Origin of the sequence: Rhodoferax sp., from assembly GCF_028715765.1 — a bacterium.
GTDB lineage: Bacteria > Pseudomonadota > Gammaproteobacteria > Burkholderiales > Burkholderiaceae_C > Rhodoferax.
Map to the genome: position 1 here is coordinate 16,558 of NZ_JAQURE010000034.1, position 19,593 is coordinate 36,150.

At 57.6% G+C, this 19,593-nt stretch carries 16 protein-coding genes; 7 read left to right on the plus strand and 9 right to left on the minus strand.

Going from position 1 to position 19,593, the window contains the following annotated elements; genetic code table 11:
- Positions 1–101 precede the first annotated feature (101 nt).
- The 6 genes from PHT20_RS12015 (at position 102) to PHT20_RS12040 (ending at position 4,397) form a co-directional block, all read left to right on the plus strand.
- Positions 102–686 carry a GspH/FimT family pseudopilin gene (locus PHT20_RS12015; protein WP_301020691.1) on the plus strand — a complete coding sequence of 195 codons (585 nt, stop codon included), beginning with the start codon at positions 102–104 and terminating at the stop codon, positions 684–686.
- A 12-nt stretch (positions 687–698) separates the two neighbouring features.
- Positions 699–1,265, plus strand: coding sequence for a type IV pilus modification protein PilV (gene pilV, locus PHT20_RS12020; RefSeq protein WP_301020692.1), 567 nt, complete (start codon positions 699–701; stop codon positions 1,263–1,265).
- Positions 1,262–2,113 (plus strand): PilW family protein, encoded by an 852-nt coding sequence (locus PHT20_RS12025; RefSeq protein ID WP_301020693.1) that lies wholly within the window; start codon positions 1,262–1,264, stop codon positions 2,111–2,113. The genes pilV and PHT20_RS12025 overlap by 4 nt, the downstream gene beginning before the upstream one ends.
- Positions 2,114–2,121: 8 nt before the next feature.
- A complete protein-coding gene (locus PHT20_RS12030; RefSeq protein WP_300087201.1) occupies positions 2,122–2,712 on the plus strand; it encodes a PilX N-terminal domain-containing pilus assembly protein in 591 nt (196 codons plus the stop codon).
- An 88-nt stretch (positions 2,713–2,800) separates the two neighbouring features.
- Positions 2,801–3,805 (plus strand): hypothetical protein, encoded by a 1,005-nt coding sequence (locus PHT20_RS12035; RefSeq protein WP_301020694.1) that lies wholly within the window; start codon positions 2,801–2,803, stop codon positions 3,803–3,805.
- Positions 3,806–3,929: 124 nt separating this feature from the next.
- Positions 3,930–4,397: a type IV pilin protein gene (locus PHT20_RS12040; RefSeq protein ID WP_300087207.1), complete on the plus strand. Its 468-nt coding sequence runs from the start codon at positions 3,930–3,932 to the stop codon at positions 4,395–4,397.
- A 15-nt stretch (positions 4,398–4,412) separates the two neighbouring features.
- Here the strand turns inward: PHT20_RS12040 and PHT20_RS12045 are convergent, their stop codons facing one another.
- The 9 genes from PHT20_RS12045 to PHT20_RS12085 all read right to left on the minus strand — a co-directional run bounded on the left by PHT20_RS12045 (position 4,413) and on the right by PHT20_RS12085 (position 18,606).
- Positions 4,413–5,672, minus strand: a complete 1,260-nt coding sequence (locus PHT20_RS12045; protein ID WP_301020695.1) for an acyltransferase family protein — start codon at positions 5,670–5,672, stop codon at positions 4,413–4,415.
- Between the two features lie 13 nt (positions 5,673–5,685).
- On the minus strand, positions 5,686–6,813 hold the full coding sequence (locus PHT20_RS12050) for a hypothetical protein (RefSeq protein ID WP_301020696.1): 1,128 nt from the start codon (positions 6,811–6,813) through the stop codon (positions 5,686–5,688).
- 63 nt (positions 6,814–6,876) lie between these two features.
- Entirely contained in the window at positions 6,877–9,462 is a 2,586-nt protein-coding gene (locus PHT20_RS12055) for an EAL domain-containing protein (protein WP_301020697.1), read from the minus strand.
- A 75-nt stretch (positions 9,463–9,537) separates the two neighbouring features.
- Entirely contained in the window at positions 9,538–11,451 is a 1,914-nt protein-coding gene (locus PHT20_RS12060) for an N-6 DNA methylase (RefSeq protein ID WP_301020704.1), read from the minus strand.
- Positions 11,452–11,581: 130 nt separating this feature from the next.
- Positions 11,582–12,436 carry a DNA damage-inducible protein D gene (gene dinD, locus PHT20_RS12065; RefSeq protein WP_301020698.1) on the minus strand — a complete coding sequence of 285 codons (855 nt, stop codon included), beginning with the start codon at positions 12,434–12,436 and terminating at the stop codon, positions 11,582–11,584.
- Positions 12,429–13,598 carry a restriction endonuclease subunit S gene (locus PHT20_RS12070; protein WP_301020699.1) on the minus strand — a complete coding sequence of 390 codons (1,170 nt, stop codon included), beginning with the start codon at positions 13,596–13,598 and terminating at the stop codon, positions 12,429–12,431. Before PHT20_RS12070 ends, dinD begins: the two co-directional genes overlap by 8 nt.
- Positions 13,595–15,994 carry a DEAD/DEAH box helicase family protein gene (locus PHT20_RS12075; RefSeq protein WP_301020700.1) on the minus strand — a complete coding sequence of 800 codons (2,400 nt, stop codon included), beginning with the start codon at positions 15,992–15,994 and terminating at the stop codon, positions 13,595–13,597. The genes PHT20_RS12070 and PHT20_RS12075 overlap by 4 nt, the downstream gene beginning before the upstream one ends.
- A 139-nt stretch (positions 15,995–16,133) precedes the next feature.
- Complete coding sequence (locus PHT20_RS12080) at positions 16,134–16,517, minus strand: bacteriohemerythrin (RefSeq protein ID WP_301020701.1); 384 nt, start codon at positions 16,515–16,517, stop codon at positions 16,134–16,136.
- Between the two features lie 91 nt (positions 16,518–16,608).
- Positions 16,609–18,606, minus strand: a complete 1,998-nt coding sequence (locus PHT20_RS12085) for a sigma-54-dependent Fis family transcriptional regulator (RefSeq protein WP_301020702.1) — start codon at positions 18,604–18,606, stop codon at positions 16,609–16,611.
- A 271-nt stretch (positions 18,607–18,877) separates the two neighbouring features.
- Here PHT20_RS12085 and PHT20_RS12090 point away from each other — a divergent pair.
- The coding region (locus PHT20_RS12090) for an aldehyde dehydrogenase family protein (protein ID WP_301020703.1) at positions 18,878–19,593 on the plus strand (716 nt) is incomplete at its 3' end.

The window sequence follows — 19,593 nt, forward strand, 5'->3', positions numbered from 1 at the left end:
CCTGGGGGTGGGTGGCGTACCCTCACCACTGATCACCTCAAATTGACCGCTCGTCTGTTGCTGCACCCCTGCCTTGATCAACGCACTCACAATTCACACAAATGAAAAAGTACACAGGTTTCACACTGATTGAATTGATGGTGGTGGTTGCCATCGTGGCCTTGATGGCCGTTTTGGCTGCACCCTCATTCAAGCAAATGATTCAGTCAAACGCCATTTCCAGCGCGGTCAACTCTTTCATGGCTGACATGCGGTTTGCACGCAGCGAGGCCATTCGTCGGGGTGGCTCTGTGGTGCTGTGCCGTAGCAATTCACCTGAAGCAGCTGACCCCAATTGCGGAACCGGCTCTGGCACCGCTGGCCGCGGCTGGAAAACGGGTTGGTTTGTGTTTCACGACCTGGACGGTGACCAAAGCAAAGATGCCAGCGAACCCGTGTTGCGTGCCCAAGGCTCCTTGACCAGCCTAGATTACGCGCTTGAAACCAGCGGTGGGGCGTCGTCTACCAAGTTTCGCTTCACACCCACGGGCAGACTGGTCAGCCTGGGCGCGTCCACAGGCATTCAATTTGGTGGCGCCGCTTTTCCAACCGAGCAGCAACGCGTGGTGTGCATCAGCGTTGGGGGGCGCGCCAGGGTCGCCCTGGATGCGGATGGCAAAGCCACAGGTAATGCAAGCTGTAACTAACGCATGAACACCATGACTCAAACCAACCCGCATTTTGGCAAGTCTTCAGAACTTGGCGCTTCTTTGATTGAAGTGCTGGTTTCCATCTTGATCTTGTCCTTTGGCATGCTGTCACTGGGTGCCATGCTGAGTTTTGCAGTGCAAGCCCCCAAAATGTCAGCACATCGCGCCACCGCCACCAATCTGGCTTCGGGGTACATCGAACGCATTCGTGCCAACAAAGATGAATTTGTCAAAAACAATAATAAATACCTCAATGACCTTAATTACGATGGTTCCACCACCAAATACTCAGCCAGTCAAAACAACTGCACCTACCCTAATTGCACCAATGCAACCCTGGCTACGGCTGATTATGATGAATACAAAGTTGCCATTCGAGATGAGTTACCTGCTGGTGGTATCTTTGTAGAACAAGACAGCACAGATGCCACTAAAACAAGCGGTAACCTTTGGATATTATGGCTAGAGCCAAATACCTTTGCGTCACTCGATGCTGGCAATTCTGACAACTGCCCGGTCGCAGTTAAAAACATGAACCCCAAACCGAATTGTTTGTATGTGAGATTCAAATTATGAAAAACTCGCCTACACACCTTAAAGCGCGCACCTGCCAGGGGTTTTCTTTGATTGAGCTGATGGTTTCATTGACCATTGGCCTGGTGGTGGTGATTGCGGCACTCTCTGCCTACATGGGTGCTGCCTCAGCAACCAAAATGGTCAATGCACAAAGTGTCATGAATGAAGACGGCCAAAGTGCCTTGAGCATTTTGTCGCAACACATCCGCATGGCCGGCTACACCAGTAAGACGGCAGCTGTAGATACCGTTCGCGGCTGTGAGGGCACATTCACCAACATCAAACTGGGTAGTGTCAACATGGGCGGTTTGAGTTGCACCAATGGCAACACCACCAATGATTCCATCTCGGTGTTTTATGAAGCTGATGCCTTCAACACCATTGCCACATCTACCGGAAAGCCTACAGATTGCCTGGGGAGTTCACTAAAGGTGGATGCCGATGGTTTGTACTGGGCAGAAAACCGGTTTTTTATCGACACCATGACGGGTACCACCACCAAAAGCCTTTATTGCAAAGGCAATGCAGTCGCCAACAATGGCAACACCATTGACAACAACCATCAACCTTTGGTCGAAAACATCGAAGACCTTCAATTCACGTATGGCTCTGAAAAAACTGTGGGTGACAAAACAGTGGCAGGGTATGTCAAAGCCAGTGATGTCACCAATTGGGCAAAAATTTTGACGGTTCGCATTTGTGTGGTGGTTCGCAGTGAACAGCCTGTACTCACTGATGCCAAGTCGGCTTATTACAAAAACTGTGCCGGCACCACCGTCACCCCTGGCGACCTGTATTTGCGCCGCGCCTACCAAACCACTGTGGTGTTGCGCAGCAAATTACTCTGAATGAATTTATGAACAAGCCTATTCCATCTTTTCATGCTGCCAGACCACACACACCCCACCCGTCAAAGGAAAAAGGCGTGGTGTTGATCGTGTCGCTCATTGTGCTGGTGGTGATTTCCATGCTGGCCATCACCAGCCTGCGCAATGTCAGTTCTTCTGAAATGATTTCAGGCAATGTGCGCACCACCGAATTAGCCAACCAAGCGGCTGAATTTGCGCTGAGATATTGCGAAAAAGAAGTTGAGAATTTCAAAAATGGCTTGTCAAACATCACCATCAATGATTATTCTGATCCACCACTTTGGAGCAAATTAGATAATAAAACAAATAGCCTTGTGAATTGGGAGGGTGCCAATTCAGCTGGCAAAGTGAATATTTTGGACGGTGCATTGCTAAACCAAGCCAACATCACCTATGCCACTTACAAACGCTTGCCTGAATGCATGATTGAAGTGGGCGAGGACAAACCCAAAGCTGATGCCTCTGTTTTCAAAATTACTGCACGCGGATTTGGCCCAGAGGTCAGCGCCGCAGACAACAACCGGACTCGCCCAGTGGGCACTGAAGTCTGGCTGCAATCCACCATCACATTCAACTAACTTATTTGATGGGAGCCAGCTATTGAATATTCACAGAACCCCTTTTCACCTTTCATTCATTTCACTCATTCATTAATTACCTCCCATCATGAAAACACATCTTATGCACCACAAATTCTTCAAGCTGCTCCCCGTCATGGCACTGTGCATGACAGCCTACACAGCGCATGCAGGCAGCAGCAGCGACAGCTCCTCCACCAGCACCGGCAATTCCACCTGGAATTGCAGCCCGCAAGGCGGCATTCGGGGCACCGGCATCATCAAAATCGACAATGGCAACGGCAAAAGCAAGGGTCATTGCCCAGACGGTTATGAAGACTACGTGAAGGGCTCCGCGTCTGACAGCTCTCACGCATCTTCTGAGTCCAACCAATCCAAAGACTCCAAAGAGTCCTCCAACGCCAAAGACTCCAAAGAAACCACCACCAACACGTCGGATGAAAAAGTGGATGTCACCAAGCTCAACTCAGGTCAATGTGACAAAACCACGTTTGAGAAAGTGACCAAAGACATCGAAAACAAAAAGTCTGACAAAGACAAAAAAGAAAAAGTCAAGAAAGACGGCAAAGATGACGAAGGCCGTGACAAAGATGGTCGTGACAAAGACGGCTATGACAAGGAAGGCCGCGACAAAGAAGGCCGTGACAAAGAAGGTCGCGACAAGGAAGGCCGTGACAAAGACGGCTACGACAAAAAAGGCTACGACAGAAACGGCTATGACAAGCATGGCAAAGACAAAGATGGCAAAGAACACAAATTTGACAGCCATGGCCGTGATGAAAATGGCCGCGACCGCGATGGCCGTGACAGCGAAGGCCGTGACAGCGAAGGCCGTGACAAAGATGGCTATGACCGCGACGGCAAAGACCGTGAGGGTCGAGACAAAGAAGGTCGTGACAAAGATGGTTTTGACCGCGACGGCAAAGACCGTGAGGGTCACGACAAGACCGACGTAGAAATCAAAACCATTGAGTCCGACATCGAGAAAGAAATGAAGTACTTGAACGAATGCAACGGCAACAGCAACGGTGGTAGTGGCGCCCCCAAAACCATCAAATCCAGAAGCGCCCGCCAACTGTTCTTGCGTCAATAACCCACCTTGACGTGATGCAACGCTAACACCCAAGCCGCCAACGCTTTTTTACAAGCCTTGGCGGCTTGTCTCGCTGCAGACAGCTCTTAACGCATTCCCCCACCCTTTTTTTGAAATCACTCCCATGCCGACCCCAACCCATCGCCACAGCAAAGGCTTCACCCTGATTGAAATCATGGTCGTGGTGGCCATCATCGGCATCTTGGCCGCTGTGGCCATGCCGGCCTACACCGGCTACATCGCACGCGCCAACCGCGCAGATGCCCGCACCCAGTTGATCCAAGCCGCCTTGTTCATGCAGCGGTTTTATGCCGCCAACGACAGCTACCAGCAAGACCGCGCGGGCACAGCCGTTTTGACAGCCATGCCCAGCAACCTTCAAAACTCACCCGCAGACGGCACTGCGCTCTACACGCTGAGCATCCCCACCGCCACCGATACTGATTTTTCGCTGCGCATGGTGCCCGTGAGCACCGGCAAAATGGCCAGCGACAAGTGCGGCACCTTCACCCTCACCGCCACTGGGGTCAAAGGCGTCTTGGTGAACAACGCCGCTGGCAGCACCGCCCTGCGCGACGAATGCTGGAAATAAAAAGATAGCGCAGCTTCAACGCCCCAGCCACGCAGACCAGCGTCGCTCCACCTGGTGGGTAAACCACAGCCCCAGCGCGGTGCACAGCAGCACGCTGGCCAGCAGCACCGCCCACGTGGCTGCAGCGCCTAGCGCGCCCCACTGCGCCACCACAGCATTGGACAGCAGCAGCACGGCAAAGTGTGTCAAAAACAAGCCGTAAGACGAGCCACCCAGCCGCCCCACCCAGTGCTGCAACGGGCGGGCAGGGGACCATTCAATCAGATGTGAACTTATTCCCTCGCCCTCTGGGAGAGGGTTAGGGTGAGGGCAGCTGTTGGCACCCGTTTGCTGCAGGCAGCCCCCACCCCTGCCCTCCCCCAGCAGGGGAGGGGGTGAGACCGATGTCATTTTGTTTGGGGCATCGGGCTGGCCTTGCTGCCGCACGGGTTGCAGCAGCACCACCAAAAAAGTCAGCCAAGCCAGTACCAGCCGCTCCCGAAACAGCAGCACGCTGGCCATGCCCACCGCCAGCGACACGCCACACCCCACCCACCACAACACGCGGTGGCGCTGGGGCGATGTCTGCGCCAGCCAGGCCAACACCCCCATGCCATACGCGCCAAAAAAATACAGCGCAGCCACGTCCCAACCCGGTTGCAGGTTGGCATAAAACAGCGACATCGCCGTCAACCCAGCCACCCCCAGCAAAATGATGCGCTGGCCAGAAAGGGCAGAGCACGTGCGAAGCCACGGCACCGGCCGCCAGCGCGCACCCAGCCCAAACAACGCGGCCAGCAAAGCATAAAGCTGGAAGTCAATGGCCACGTACCACACACCCACCGACAGCGCCTCAATGCCCAGCAAATCTTGCAGCAGCACCACATGGCTGGCCAGTTGTGCCCAGGTGGGCGCGCCTGGCACCCAGTCTTCAGCCAACCAGGAGCCTGCCAGTGCCGCCGCACCAGACACCAGCAGCAGCGCTGCCAGCAGCGGGCCCACCAGCCGCAGGTAGCGCCGCCACACCAACTGGCGCCAGCGCAATGTGCCACCCTTTGCGCCAGCCAGTGCCAAGCGCTGCAAACTGGCTGCCGCCAGGTAGCCGCCCAGCACCAAAAACACCTGCACTGCCATGCGGCCATAGTCAAACAGCCAGCCCCACAGCGCAGGCGCGGCCTGCTCAAAGGCGCGCGCCAACGGCCCGTAAGACGAAAAGTGGTGCCACACAATGCACTGGGCGCACAGCAGCTTGAGCGCATCCAGACGCAGGTTGCGCCCAGCTAACCCGGTGTTCATGTCTCTGTGGCACTCATGGCGCAGGCAGCACCAGGTCGGCCGTGCCGGGGCGCACCCAGCGGGCGAATTCGCGCGTGGTGTCAATGCAGCCCCCAGCGGCGGTGTAGACGCCGCGCGGCTCGCGATAGCGCTGCATCAGCGCCTGAATACGCGCCACCTCGGCCGGGTTTTGCAGCGTTTTTGCCACCAGCACCGCCACCTTGTCTTCGTCAATGCGCTCTTCACCTTCGGCATCAAGGTAGAGACCATGGCGCCAGTGGTAAATCTCCAGGCACTTTTGTTCCAGGGTGTAGGGCTGGTCACGCTTCCAGAAGTTGGTGAACTCGCCGCCGCCCATGTACATCACCCACGAGCCCTCAAAACCTGAGGCCTCGGCGGATACACCGTCTGGGTTGCGAAACCAGGTGCGGTCGCCCGGCACGTAATAGCGCGGCGGCAGGGGTGCCTCCATGCTGCCTTGCTCGCGCAAAAACACCTCATGAAATTCGCCCGAGCGGATTGGGCGCTGCTGCCACAGCGTTTGCAACTGCTGGTAAAGCGGCGGGTTGCACTGCGCCAGCTCTTGGGCAATGCCCAGCACGATCACGTATTCAGACGCGCGGTAGCAAGAAAACGCATACAAGGTGCCCGACACCTCGGGCTGGGTGGCTTTGGTCAGCGCGTCAATCAGCGAAGCCCCGGCGCGGATGACAAAGCCGCGGTCTTCGTCGTAGCGCCAGCAATCTTCAGGGCGCTCGGCCTGGCTGGTGTGAAAAGCCAGGTTGGTTTTGCGCGCCGCGTGCACGCTGTAGCAGCGAATGTTGATGGCCGACACCAGCTCGGCCAGGCTAGGAAATTCAAACGCCTCCGGCCCCATCAGCATGGCCACCACCACCTCGCGGCGCACGTCAGCGGCGCTGTGCCACACGTCCAGCCCCAGGGTGCGCGCCAGCCCCAAAGTGTCAAACCCGGGCGACCAGCGCGCGGTGTGCTCGGCCTTCATCCACAGCTGCAGGGTGTGGCCGTGGGCGCTGGCGGTCAGGCTCACACGCACCTGGTCGGCCAGGTCTGGTGCGCCAAGGGCTGCCAGCACCTGCGCTTGTGCTTGGGCGGTGTCGGGCTGCGCCCAGGCGTGGATCACAATACCTTGAGGAGAGATCATAGGTTTAATTTGCTATGTAATAAATAGCTACTTGCGCTTATTTAATAAGCGCTACAGGCCAATTCATTGTAAAGTGTGTTGCTGTAAAAAAACGCTTGCCGCGGCTACTTGCAGCGGGCGGCTGAGCCAATAGCCTTGCACGTCTTCACAGCCTTCAGCGCGCAGCAACTCCAGCTGCTCTGGGGTCTCCACGCCTTCGGCAATGGTGCTCAAGCCCAGGCTGTGCGCCATGCTGATGATGGCGCGCACGATGGCCAAGTCGTCTGCATCCGCACAAATGTCGCGCACAAACGACTGGTCAATCTTGAGCTGCGTCACGGCAAAACGCTTGAGGTAGCTCAGCGATGAGTAGCCGGTGCCAAAGTCGTCAATCGACAAGCGCACACCCAGCAGATTGAGCTGCGTCATCATGGCCATGGCCTCGGCCGGGTCTTGCTGTGCCACGCTCTCGGTCAGCTCAATTTCAAGCCACTGCGCCGCCAGCTGGTGCTGCTGCAAGGTGTGCCGCACCAGCTCAGGCAGGTTGGCCTGGCAAAACTGCACCGCCGACACATTGACCGCCATCACCAAGGGTGCCAAGCCCATGTCAAGCCACTGACGGGCTTGCGCCACCGCGGTTTCCAGCACCCACTGGCCGATGGGCAAAATTTGGCCACTGCGCTCAGCCACCGGGATAAATTCCGCTGGCGACACCTGCCCCAGCTCGGGGTGGTGCCAGCGCAGCAAGGCCTCGACCCCCACCACCTGTCCGGTGCGCAGAGACAGCTGGGGCTGGTAAACCACCTCCAGCTGCTGGCGCTCCAAAGCGCGGCGCAGCTCGTTGTCAAGCAGCAACGCACGCTCGGCATCCATCTGCAGCTGCGAGGTGTAAAACTGGTAGCCGTTGCGCCCGGCTTTTTTGGCCAGGTACATGGCCACATCGGCGTGCTTGAACAGCGTCTCGGCATCGCTGCCGTCTTGCGGATACAGCGCAATGCCAATGGACGGCGTGAGGGTCAGCTCATGCGTCTGCACCCGCAGCGGCATGGCAATGGCTTGCAGCAGCTTTTGCGCCACTTGGGCTGCACCTGCGGCGGTGGTCTCGGGCAGCAGCAAAATAAATTCATCGCCGCCCAGGCGTGCCACGGTGTCTTGCTCTCGCACCGCCGCTTGCATGCGCTGTGCCATGCCCGCCAGCAGCACATCACCCACTTTGTGCCCCAAGGTGTCGTTGATGTTTTTGAAGTGATCCAAATCCAGAAACATCACACACAGCGTGTCTTTGCGGCGGCTGGCCTCGCTCAGCGCCTGGCTGATGCGGTCATTGAGCAAGGCACGGTTGGGCAAACCGGTGAGCGAGTCGAAATAGGCCAGTTGCGAGACATGCGCCTCGGCCAGCTTGCGTGCCGTGACCTCGTGCGAGATCACGATGAACCGCGGCGGCTGCCCGGCGGGCACGGTTTTGCGTGCCACCGAGAGCTCAAACCAATGCGGCCCGTCAGCCATCGGCAGCAGCAACTGCTGGCCGTGTGAATAGCCGCCCTGCTGCGCCTGCGCCAATGCGGCCAGCACCACCCGCGCAGCATCTTCTGGCAGCGCCTGCTGCACCGTTTTGCCGATCAAGTGGTTGGCTGATACGGCCAGCAGTTGGGTTTGCGGTGCATGGCAGGCCAGGTAACAGCCGTCCAGGCTCATCTCAAACAACAGGTCGGGAATGGCCTCTAGCGTGGCCTTGAGCTGGCGCTGCGAGGCTTCAATGTCGTGGGTGCGCTCACGCACCTGGCGCTCCAGGTCAGCGCGCAAATGCCATTGCCGCACCTGCAATTTGGCCAAGTACGCCAGCAGCAGCGAGAGCAGCCCAGCCACACCCACTTTGACCAGCAAACCCAGCGGGTCTTGCCACCCGCGCTTGGGTGCCAGGCTCAGCGACCAGCCGCCATTGGGCACGGAAAAACTTTTATGCACCGGCTCCTTCAAAAGGGCTGCACTGGACTCGGCGATGACCTGAAGCTGGCCACTTTCGGGCACGACGCGCCACAGTTTGTAGTCATAGCCACGCCCTTCCAAGTCAGACAAGCGCACCGCCGCCAGCGCCTGTGGCAACTTGAGCACCACGTTGACAAAGCCCCAAAAAGCTGGCGCACCATGACTTGAATCCAAAAAGACCGGCAGGCGTGCCACCAGCCCCATCCCCCCTTGGCGCAGCGCCAGCGGCCCGGCCAGGGTGAGCAAGCCAGAGTGGCGCGCCAGCAGCGACTCAGCGCGCATCACCGGGTCTTGCAGCAGATTGAGCCCCAGCGCTTTTTCATTGCCCGGCAGCGGCACGGCGTGGCTGATGACGCCGCCCGGCGCCTGAATCAGCACCGACACACCTGGGTAATTGGGCAGCATTTTGGTAGCCACTGCCTCGAAGTTGGCCACCGAACCACGCGCTTGCTGCACCAGCGCATCGAGCGTGTAGACCGCAGACAAGGCATGCTCCAAGTGGTTGACCGTGACATTGGCATGGTCATTGGCCAGCGCATAGGCCTGGTTTCGCAGCTGCGCCAGGCGCTGGATTTCAGACTGCCAAATCAGCGCCGCACTGGCCAGGAGCGCCAGCAAAAACACCACCACGGCCACTTGCAGCGGGCGGTGTAGCGGGGGCGATGGTGGCTGATGAACGGGCATGACTTGATTGTGGCAGGGCAGACTGAGGCTAAGTACCGCCGCAAAACCTGCTTATTTGGATGAGATAAGACGCGGTCAAATGTCAACGCTTGACGTAGCCATGAGCATCGAAAGCCTGGCCAGCGCCTTTGTTACAACACCGCTTTGCTCCGCAATATTGCCAATGATTTGCTCTGGCGTTCGCATATCCACCTGCGCCACCACGGTGGGGTTGACTGCTTTGAGGTCAAACACGGCGGCATCGATGTTGCTGGCCTGGGTTTCCAGATCGTGGGCAGACTTTTCCTTCTCGCGAATTTCGGTTTCAAGGGCTGCCACTTCGGTGTGAGTTGCCTTGTCTTTTTTCAGCCGCTTGAGGGCTTCCTTCAGGTCTATGAGCCGCGCCTTGAGTTCCGCTGCCTGCGCCAGCAAAGGCTGCACCGCCGCGCGCGCCTGTTTGCGGCGCGCCACAAAATCCACAGCCCATGAATAACGGCTATGACCCAACACATCTCCCCGGTGTTGCAACATGCGGGCGTAGCTGGGAAACGGCTTGCCCGCGTTGGCCTCATCCACCTGCCAGTCGGCCATCAACATGGCGGGCAACTGGGCATCTGGCAGCACATCGCCGTTCGTACCAAAGCCAAAATGCGCCAATGTCAAGGGTGTCTTTTTGCCAACTTTCACATAAGACAAGTCGTAGTACCAAATTTTTTGAGTCTTCCGCCCCTTGGTAAAAAACAGCAGATTGGTCTTGACGCCCGCCCCCGCTGTAGAAAACACCCCACCAGGCAGGCTGACGATGGCCCACAGATCGCATTCATCCACCAGCTTGCGTTTGGTCTCCACAAACGCGCTCTCGTTGGTGCGAAACAACAGGCCTTCGTCCAGCACAATGGCGCAAGTGCCAGAGGGTGCCAGCTCGGTCAGGATGTTTTGCACAAACAGCACTTGCGTGGCGCTGGTCTCAAACGAGAAATTCTTTTGCGCGTCTTTGCCCTCTTTGCCACCAAAAGGTGGGTTGGTCAGAATCACATCAAACGTTTTGGGGGCCTGCTCAAACAAGGCACCATAAGTGGTGCGCCGGGTCAATGAGTTGCCATGCCACAAGTTGGGCTGGTCAATGCCGTGCAGCACCAGGTTGGCCAGCGCGATCGGAAACACCAGATTTTCTTTTTCTCGACCAAAAAACGTGTCGTGCTTGAGCTGATCCAGTGCGGTGCTGGCGGCGCTGTTACCCAGCCCGCGCGCCATGTGCTCATAAGCCACCGCCAAAAAACCACCCGTGCCGCAACAAGGGTCATACACCGTCTGACCCTGTTTGGGGTTCACGGTATGCACCATGGCGCGAATCACCTCACGTGGGGTAAAAAACTGACCGCCATCAGAGTTCTTTTCGCCCATCTTCAGCAGCAAGTCTTCATACACCTGCGACAGGGTAAAAAAGTGCTGATCATCCACATGGTCAATGTGAATTTGGTGCACCTTGTCCAGAATGTCGCGCAGATTGGCCTCGCTATCCACCCGCACTTTTTCTACGGCCGTCATGGTGCGCCCCATGATGCGCTGCTTGCGGCTGGCATTGGGGTTGGGCAAGCTGGTACGCGTGTCGATGTCAAGCTGATGCAAATGCGGCAACAACTCCTGGTTGATAAAGTCAAACAGCGCCCCCTCACCCGCGGCAAACAGCTCTTGGCGTTTCCAGCCCACCGCCTGGCCTTCGGCCGTTTGGGGGTGGCCGGGCTTGTCTGACCAAGGTGCAGCCCAATCTTGCCAGCGGTAGGGGCTGCGCAATGCTGGAGAAAACTGGGTGCCCAGCACCTCGGCCTGTTCTCGCGCACGGGTTTCTTGGGCATCGAGAATGCGCAAAAAAAGTATCCAGGTCAGCTCAGGCACATACTGCAAAGCGCTGGCACAGTTGGAGCGGCGCATCACATCGCAAATGCTTTTCACAAACGCCGAAAGCGACTGTGTGGAGGCGATGGTCTTGGGCGCTTTGGGTTGAATCACAGGCAATTCCGATCCTTAAATGTCTATAGAAAAATCTATTAAATCAATGTGTTGTGTCATATCCGGAAGGTCTATGAACATTTCCTATAAACAAAACAGCAACGATTTGGCCACCCAATGTTTATAGGATTCATTTCTTTGACTTGGCTTTTTCAAGCTTCTTTTGGGCGGCTGTCAGTTGCGCAATGCTGGTATCGGGCTTGGGTAAATCCTCTGGCATCGTGCCACCGAGTTCGGCAATGGTCTGGCGCACCTTGCGCCCCACGCTGTAATGGGTGGCATTGGCTTGCCCCTTGCCCTGCACTTGATCGCGGCGCAGTTTTTCTTCGGTTTGGGTAGCGCGAAACAGGTTGGCAGCCAGCTCGGTACTGCCCATGTGGTCGAGAATTTTTTGATTGTCTTTGAGGTCTTTGCGGGCATGGATAGCCCGGTGACCCAAGCCACCATAAAGCCCCTTGTAGCCGTGGTCTTGAAAGATGGCGTAGTCCAGCGGGGTCGCAACACCGGCGTCTTTGGCTGCTGCCGCCGGATACTTGTTGTGGGCGGCCAGCTCGTTGCGAATAGCCAAGCGCTTGTCGTCTTCGCTGAGCTGGGCAAACTTGGCGGTGTCAGCCAACTCCTGGCGGCGCGTCTGCAGGGCAAAGTAAGTCTGGCCGTTGGCAATGACTGCTTTGCTGGGGTCGCCGTTTTGCACGATCAGGTAGCAGGCGTAGCGCGACAGGCGGAAATCTTCAACCTGACGCTTGGCACCTGAGCCAATATCGACCATTGTGAGGACATCCTCAATATGGTCACCCACGGGCTGCGCACTGTTGCGGCAAGCCTCTTTGGCACGCTCAATGACCGGTTGAAAATGTCGGTACTGAGAGTAGTCGAGCACGCTGGCGAGTTGGCGCGCCAGCCAAAACTCGTTGCCTTGCGCATCCACATGGCGAATGCTCTCAAACGTGGCGTGGTGTTGCGCGGCAATGCTGTGGTCAGTCATGGTGGGCTTTCTGTGGCGCGAAGGCTTGGGTGAGGATTTTTTGGGGTAGTAGAGCTAAATCATCACGCTGTGCTTGAATTGCAGTCGTTGCGTCGCGCCACGCATCCGTTACTTCATTGAGCTTCTTTGACAATTCACGCTGAATTGCGATGGCTGGCAAAGGTATTTCGACACTTTCAACTTGGGAGGGCGAGATGTGCGGCACACCCACACTCTGCTCATGCCCTGAAATCTTAGAAATGAACAAATCCGTTTGTAAATACGCAAAAAGATAATCTGCATCAACTGCTTCACGATCGATCAGGAATCTGCCAACACGCTGCACCAGCAATGCTGGTAAATCGTCTGTGCCGACCCGCGCCACCTTGATACCGCTTGAGATGATGGGACGATCCAAGCTAATGAGAACATCACCAGCATGCAACTCATAACTTGGATATTGGCGGGAGACAGCCTCATCCAGAAAAACCGAATCATCCCAATACACCTTGCCAGGCAAGATGTTTGCATTGCGTAAAAGCCGAACACCACTCTTTTTAAATGAATCACTTTTGAAAGCAAAGCCGGACTGCAATCTGGCAACCGAACCAATCGGTTTCCGATTTTCTATGCCACTGAAAAGCGCTTCCAGTGCTCTCGATTTCAGAACTGAAGCTTCACGTAGCTGTTTCACCACCGCCTCGCGAGCCATGGCGACTTCTGCGAGCTGGGCTTTTAGGCGGGCGGCGGTTTGGCGTTGCTGGTCGAGAGTGATAGCCAAAATCTCAAGCTTTCTAAGATCGTCCCCGTTGATTGCTTGAAAAGTTGAACCTTGACCCTTTTGAATCAATGATTTTTCTGCAAACTGCAAGTAGAACCAAACAAAATCTCTGTCGGCGTACTCAATTTTGGGTCTAATGGCAGCCAACCCTCTGCCAATGCAGCAATTTTGATCAGCAATATTTGTCGGCCCAACTGGTGCTCTAACAGAAATCAAAATATCGCCCGCTTTAGCTAGTTTTGTTGGTTGGCTGCACCATTTAACTGCTATTGGACTTACGTCCCCAAACTCGGTTTTACCTTGAAAAAAGGGCAAACCAATTCCAGTAGTGTTGTATGAATCACCGGGTGGTGATTGACCCATGATCACATCGGCTAGATAACCAAGTTCCACCATCTTCATACCCCAAACAACCTCACCTTGGCCTCGTGCATCACCTGCACCGGCTGCCCCACCAGGCGCAGGGCATCCAGCCCGCCTGCGACCCTGATCTCGGGCACTTCCCACAATGAACGGCTTTCCAGCGCCTCGGTGCCGCCTTGGGCAAACTGTGCGCCAAGCCCTTTGAGCACGCTGGCCGCTTTGGCATCCATGCCGCCAAACCAAGGCTGGTTCAGCGTCACATATTGGTGTGCGCGTTCACGCTGTTTCAGGGCGCGGGCGTGGTAGCCGTGGTGGCAAAAAAAGTCATACAGATCACAGTCGGCCATTTGGTCAATTTCACGAATCACCTCGGGGCTGAAGTTGTCGCCCAGCAGGTGGTCTATCAATTGGCGGCGCTTGGGTGCCTCCACCCACAGGGTGCGAAAGTCGTCCAGGTTATGCGCTTCACGCACCACCCGCGCCATCACCTCACGCCGGTATTCGTCCACCGGAATGGGGGTGTCGCGCCCGTCGCGGCTGCACAAAATATAGCGCCCCAGCTTGTTGATGAGGGTGCTGTGGCCTGCCACTTGGGCCACCAGCGGCACATTGCCATCGCCACCATCGTCACCACCACTGCCCCCGCCACCGGGGCCGGTGCGTGCGCCGCGTGGCGCCTGGGTGATGAAGTCGGTGCCAAACAGTTGTGTGACATCGGTGTAGTCGTACAGCCAGAATTTGTATTTGCTGGTTTCCTCATGGATGCGGGTGCCGCGCCCGACCATTTGGTAAAACTTGATGGACGATTGCAAGTAGCGAAAGAACACCACGGCGTTGAGGCGCTCAATGTCCACCCCGGCTTCAAGCAAATCCACCGTGCAGGCAATAAAAGCACGCTCGCCTGAGCCACGCATGGGCTCGATCATGTCCGAACCGTTGTTGGCACCACCCATGCATTTGAAGGCGTAGTGGTCTTTGGGCTCGCGCCCCGCGTCATTACACCAGCGGGTGTAGAGGTTGTTCATGTGCTGGGCCACCCGGTCAGCATGGATTTCGCGGTTGCAAAAGATGATGACTTTTTGCTCTGGCCCACCGTTTTCGCACAACAGGGCAAACAGGTCTTCGCACATTTTGGGTGTGCGCAGCTCAATGAACAGCTCGTCGTCAAAGTCTTTGCCGGTGTAGCTGGTTTGAGTGAGGTCTTGCTCGGTCAAAGGCAAGCCGGTACGCACATCGACCGGCTTGGCCGCCAGGATTTCGGCCTTGGTGAACACCCGGTTGTCGATGCTGGCTTTGCGCCGGACGATTTCGCAGGCGGCCAGGTAGCCGTCTTCCTGCGCCTGAATCAGCGTGTATTCATAGACCGGTTCACCAAAATAGGCATGGTTGTTGGCGCTGATGGCCTGGTCTTCGGGTAACGCATTTTTTGCGGTTTGCAACTGGCGCGGCGTGGCCGTCAAGCCAATGTGGATGGCGTTGGGGTTGCGCTTGAGCACTTCAGCCCATTTGCCCCAGGCCGAGCGGTGGCATTCGTCAATGATGATGACGCTGAACGCATCTGGCGCGTAGTGCTGGGTTAAAAAGCTGGCAAAGCCGTCGTCATCATCCAGCCCCAGCGTCTGGTAGGTGGCAATGTGGATGCGGGCATTGCGGGCGGCGTTGTCGCCCTGTTTGGTTTCTACCACGCGCACTTCGCTACCAAAGGCGGCAAACAGTTTGTTGTAGGCCTGGGTGCGCAGCTCGTCGCGGTCGCACAAAAACAGCGCCGGTTTGGCCAACTGGCCAGCTTTGTTCAAACGCCACAGCAGGTTGGTGGCAATGATGGTTTTGCCCGAACCGGTGGCCAGCGCCAACAGCACGCGCGCCGCCATTCCGCGTTGCTGGCACAGGATGATTTTCTCGAACGCGGCGCGAATGGCCGCGTCCTGGTAGTAACGCCCTTGCGCCCAGGCCGGGCTGTCGGCTTGCAGCAGCATGGCAGCTTGCGGGCTAGCCAGATTGATGCCGGTGTCTTTGGCGTAGCGCGCGGTCAAATCAGCATGCGAGGGAAAAGCCTGCAGCGCCAACGGGCCACTTTGCAGCTTGCTGAAATAGTCATATTCACCGTACAAATGGCCGTTGGTGGCAAAGGCGTACTTGACCTCAAAGCGTTTGCAGTCGGCGTAGTGCTTGGACTGCTGCATGCCTTTGAGCGGGTCTTCAGACTCTTTTTTGGCCTCCACCACACCCACGGGCAAGGCTTTGGGCATGTGGCTGAGTTGCACGCAAATCAGGTAGTCGGTGCGCCCGGGGCCTTGTCTGCGCCGCCCTTTGGGGCCGGTGGGCTCTACCGGGGCGGGCGTTTCAAGTTTGAGCCATTGGTGATCGTTGTAGCCCTTGGCGCGCAGCACTGGGTCGATGAGGTAGAAGCGTGTCTCTGATTCGTTGTAGGCCACAACACCCTCCCTTGATTTTTAAGATGCATCGCCCATCCGACAAGTTGGGGGCACGTTTTGTGCGCTGAGGGCGTGGAAATTTACATTTCAACCGTCAGCAGATGCGGCTTATTTTAAAACTGCAGCCAGCCACCACGGGTCACCCCGCCGCGCGGATGAATGCGGCCAGGGGCGCATCGTCTTGCACGGTGTGGCGCAGCGCCCAGTCGGCCATCAGCGCCATCAGTGCAGGCTTGTCAAACGCGCCTTGCCCCACCTGCTCGCTGATGGTGTTGAGGCGACTCAAAAGCTTGTTGTGGTAGCCGGTGTGCGCAGCCAGGTCTGGGAACCTGTGCTGGCGCATCAGGCCTTCTTCAAGCTCAAAATGCTCGCGCGTGTGTTTGTACAGCTGCATGATCAGCAGCCGCGCCTGCCCCGGGTCGTCGGTGGCCTGCATGGCGTGAATCAGGTCAAAAAGCTGCCGGTGCTGGGCATCTATGTCGGCTTGACCCACCTTGAAACTGTCGTTCCACTCTACATTCATCATTTTTCTCCAGTATCAATTCACGGACTCAAGTCCGAAACGCGACAGGATGATTATGCAGGGGCAGCCGAAGCACTTCAAAAAAACTCACCTACGCTTGCAGCTTACGGTACAGCGTTTGCCGACTGATGCCGAGCTGCCGGGCGGCTTGCGACACATTGCCGCTGTTGCGCTCAAGCGCCTGACGCATGGCCGCTTGTGAGAGCTCTTGCAGGTTGGGTACAGGTGGTGTGGGCTTGAAAGCTGAATCTTGCGCGGGTTGAGGTGGCTGCTGCAGCACTTGCGCGGCAAGTGCCACGTCCTCCTGCACATCATCCGACAAATGCTCCCAGTCAATGCACGCCTCATGCGGCTCCAGCATGGCACTGGCGGTGCGCAAGGCGTTGGCGTATTGGCGCAGATTGCCCGGCCAGGCGTGTTGCCGCAATCGCACCAGCAGCGCCGGCGCCACGTGCACGCGGCACCCCGGATTCAGGTCAGCCAGCAAGCGCCGCGTGAGCTCATCAAAATCGGTGCGTTCTCGCAAGGGCGGCAATTGCACCGTCAAGCCGTTCAGACGGTAATACAAGTCACTGCGAAAACGCCCCTGCTCCGCCGCTTCACGCAGCTTGCAGTGCGTGGCACACATCAAGGCAAAGTCAACCGCCACGGCCGCGCCACCGCCCAGCGGGCTGACCTGGCGCTCTTGCAACACGCGCAACAGCCGCGCCTGCATGGGCAGCGGCATGTCGCCAATTTCGTCCAGAAACAGTGTGCCGCCATGGGCTTCACGCAAGCGCCCAGCGCTACCCTCGCGCCGGGCACCGGTGAACGCGCCAGGCGCATAGCCAAAGAGCTCGGCTTCAATCAAATTCTCAGGCACCGCCGCGCAATTGATGGCCACAAACGGCTTGGTGCGGCGCGGCCCACTTTCATGCACGGCGCGCGCAAACAGCTCTTTGCCCACACCAGACTCACCCTGAATCAGCAGCGGTATGGGTTTGCCGGCCACGCGCCGAGCTTTGTCGGCAGCGCTGCGCCAGCGCAGGTCGCCAGTGTCCAACTGGGCTAGCGCGTCAGCCGTGGGCTCCAGCACAGGTGCCGCAACGGCCGCAGCTGGCCGCATGACGCGGCCATGCTCACCCTGCGTGGCGGCGTCGTGCTGCACCAGTGCCAACAAGGCCGTGCCATCGCGCCGATGCACCTGCAGTGGCTGGCCAGGGCGGCGCTGGTGCTGCTGCAGCAAGGCGTCCAGTGACACATCCAGCAAGGTTTTGACGGGCACCGCCCCCAGATCGGCGGGGGTCAACCCCAATTGCAGCAGCGCGGCGCGGTTAGCGCCCACCACCCAGCCGTCGCCAGACAGCGCCAAAATGCCCTCGGCCACGGTGCCAATGCCTTCGCGCTGGGGGTGCAAATGCAGCCGGATGTGCTGGCGGCAAGTGGCACCCATCAAGCGGTTTTCAATCAGCCGCGCCGCCATGCTGACCAGCCCATAGGTGTGCGGATGCCCGCCGCGGTAGTCACCCGAGATGTCGAGCACGCCCATGAGCTGGCCGGTGGCCGACACAATGGGTGCGGCGGTGCAGGTTAAAAAGTCATTGCGCTCAAAGAAGTGTTCACCCCCATGAATCTCGATCTGGCTGCGCTCGGCCAGCGCCGTGCCAATGGCATTGGTGCCGCGGTGGTGTTCATGCCACGACGCACCGTTGGACAACGCCACCTGCTGCGCGCGTTGCAAAAAATCAGTGCGCCCCAGGGTGTGCATCAGAATGCCTTGCGCATTGGCCAAAATCACCATGCTCTGGCTGTCTTGCACTTGTTCAAACAGCACCTCCATCACCGGGCGTGAGTGCACCAGCAGCTCGTGCTGGCTGGCCATGAGTCGGCTCAGTTCGGCGGCGCTGGTGTGCACCGTGTCACGCGCTGGGCCATTTGGCAGCAACCCTGCAGCCAAACTGCGCTGCCAGGAGCGCGCCACACTGGCATCAAGGCCGTCAGGCGGGCACATGCCATGTTCAAGAAAGTGCAATCGAGCCTGGCGCAAAGCCGGGGCGGTGGGTGGGGTGCGCAATGGGTTGTCTCCGGTGCAGCGGGGTGGTCCGCTCATGCTTTTTATTGCCGCCATGGTAGTCACGAACCCTTGGCCTGACGATATGAAACGCCATGCATAACGCGGCCGCGCCAGCACTGTCACAAAACTTGACAGGTGTTCCAACGCTTGACAGTCCGTGCGCCAGCCGGGTGATGGGCACACAAGCAAAAGTTGTTTGAAATCAATGCGTTAAATGGGTCTGGCCACATTGGCACGCATCTTGACTCAAAGACATGGCCCGCAAGGGAATTTTTATCCATTCATTGCAAAAAATCAGGAGACACACATGATCTACGCAGCCCCCGGCCAAGCCGGCGCAAAAATCGCCTACAAAACCCGTTACGACAACTTCATTGGTGGCAAATACGTCGCGCCACTCAAAGGCGAATACTTTGACGTGATCACCCCCATCAGCGGCCGTGCCTACACCCAGGCCGCCCGCTCGGGCGCTGAAGACATTGAGCTGGCACTGGATGCCGCCCACGCTGCGGCTGATGCCTGGGGCAAAACCTCGGTCACCGACCGCTCCAACATCTTGCTGAAAATTGCCGACCGCATTGACGCCAACCTGGAGCTGCTGGCCTACGCCGAAACCGTGGACAACGGCAAGCCGATCCGCGAAACGCTGGCTGCTGACATTCCGCTCTCAAGCGACCACTTCCGCTACTTTGCCGGTTGCATCCGCGCCCAAGAAGGAGCGCTCAGCGACATCAACGAAAACACCGTGGCCTACCACTACCACGAGCCACTGGGTGTGGTCGGGCAAATCATCCCCTGGAACTTTCCGATTTTGATGGCCGCCTGGAAGCTGGCACCAGCCCTGGCTGCAGGCAACTGCGTGGTGCTCAAACCCGCCGAATCGACCCCGGTGAGCATTTTGATTTTGATGGAAGTCATTGGCGACCTGCTGCCCCCAGGCGTGCTCAACATCGTCAACGGTTATGGCCGCGAAGCCGGTATGCCGCTGGCCACCAGCAAACGCATTGCCAAGATTGCCTTCAC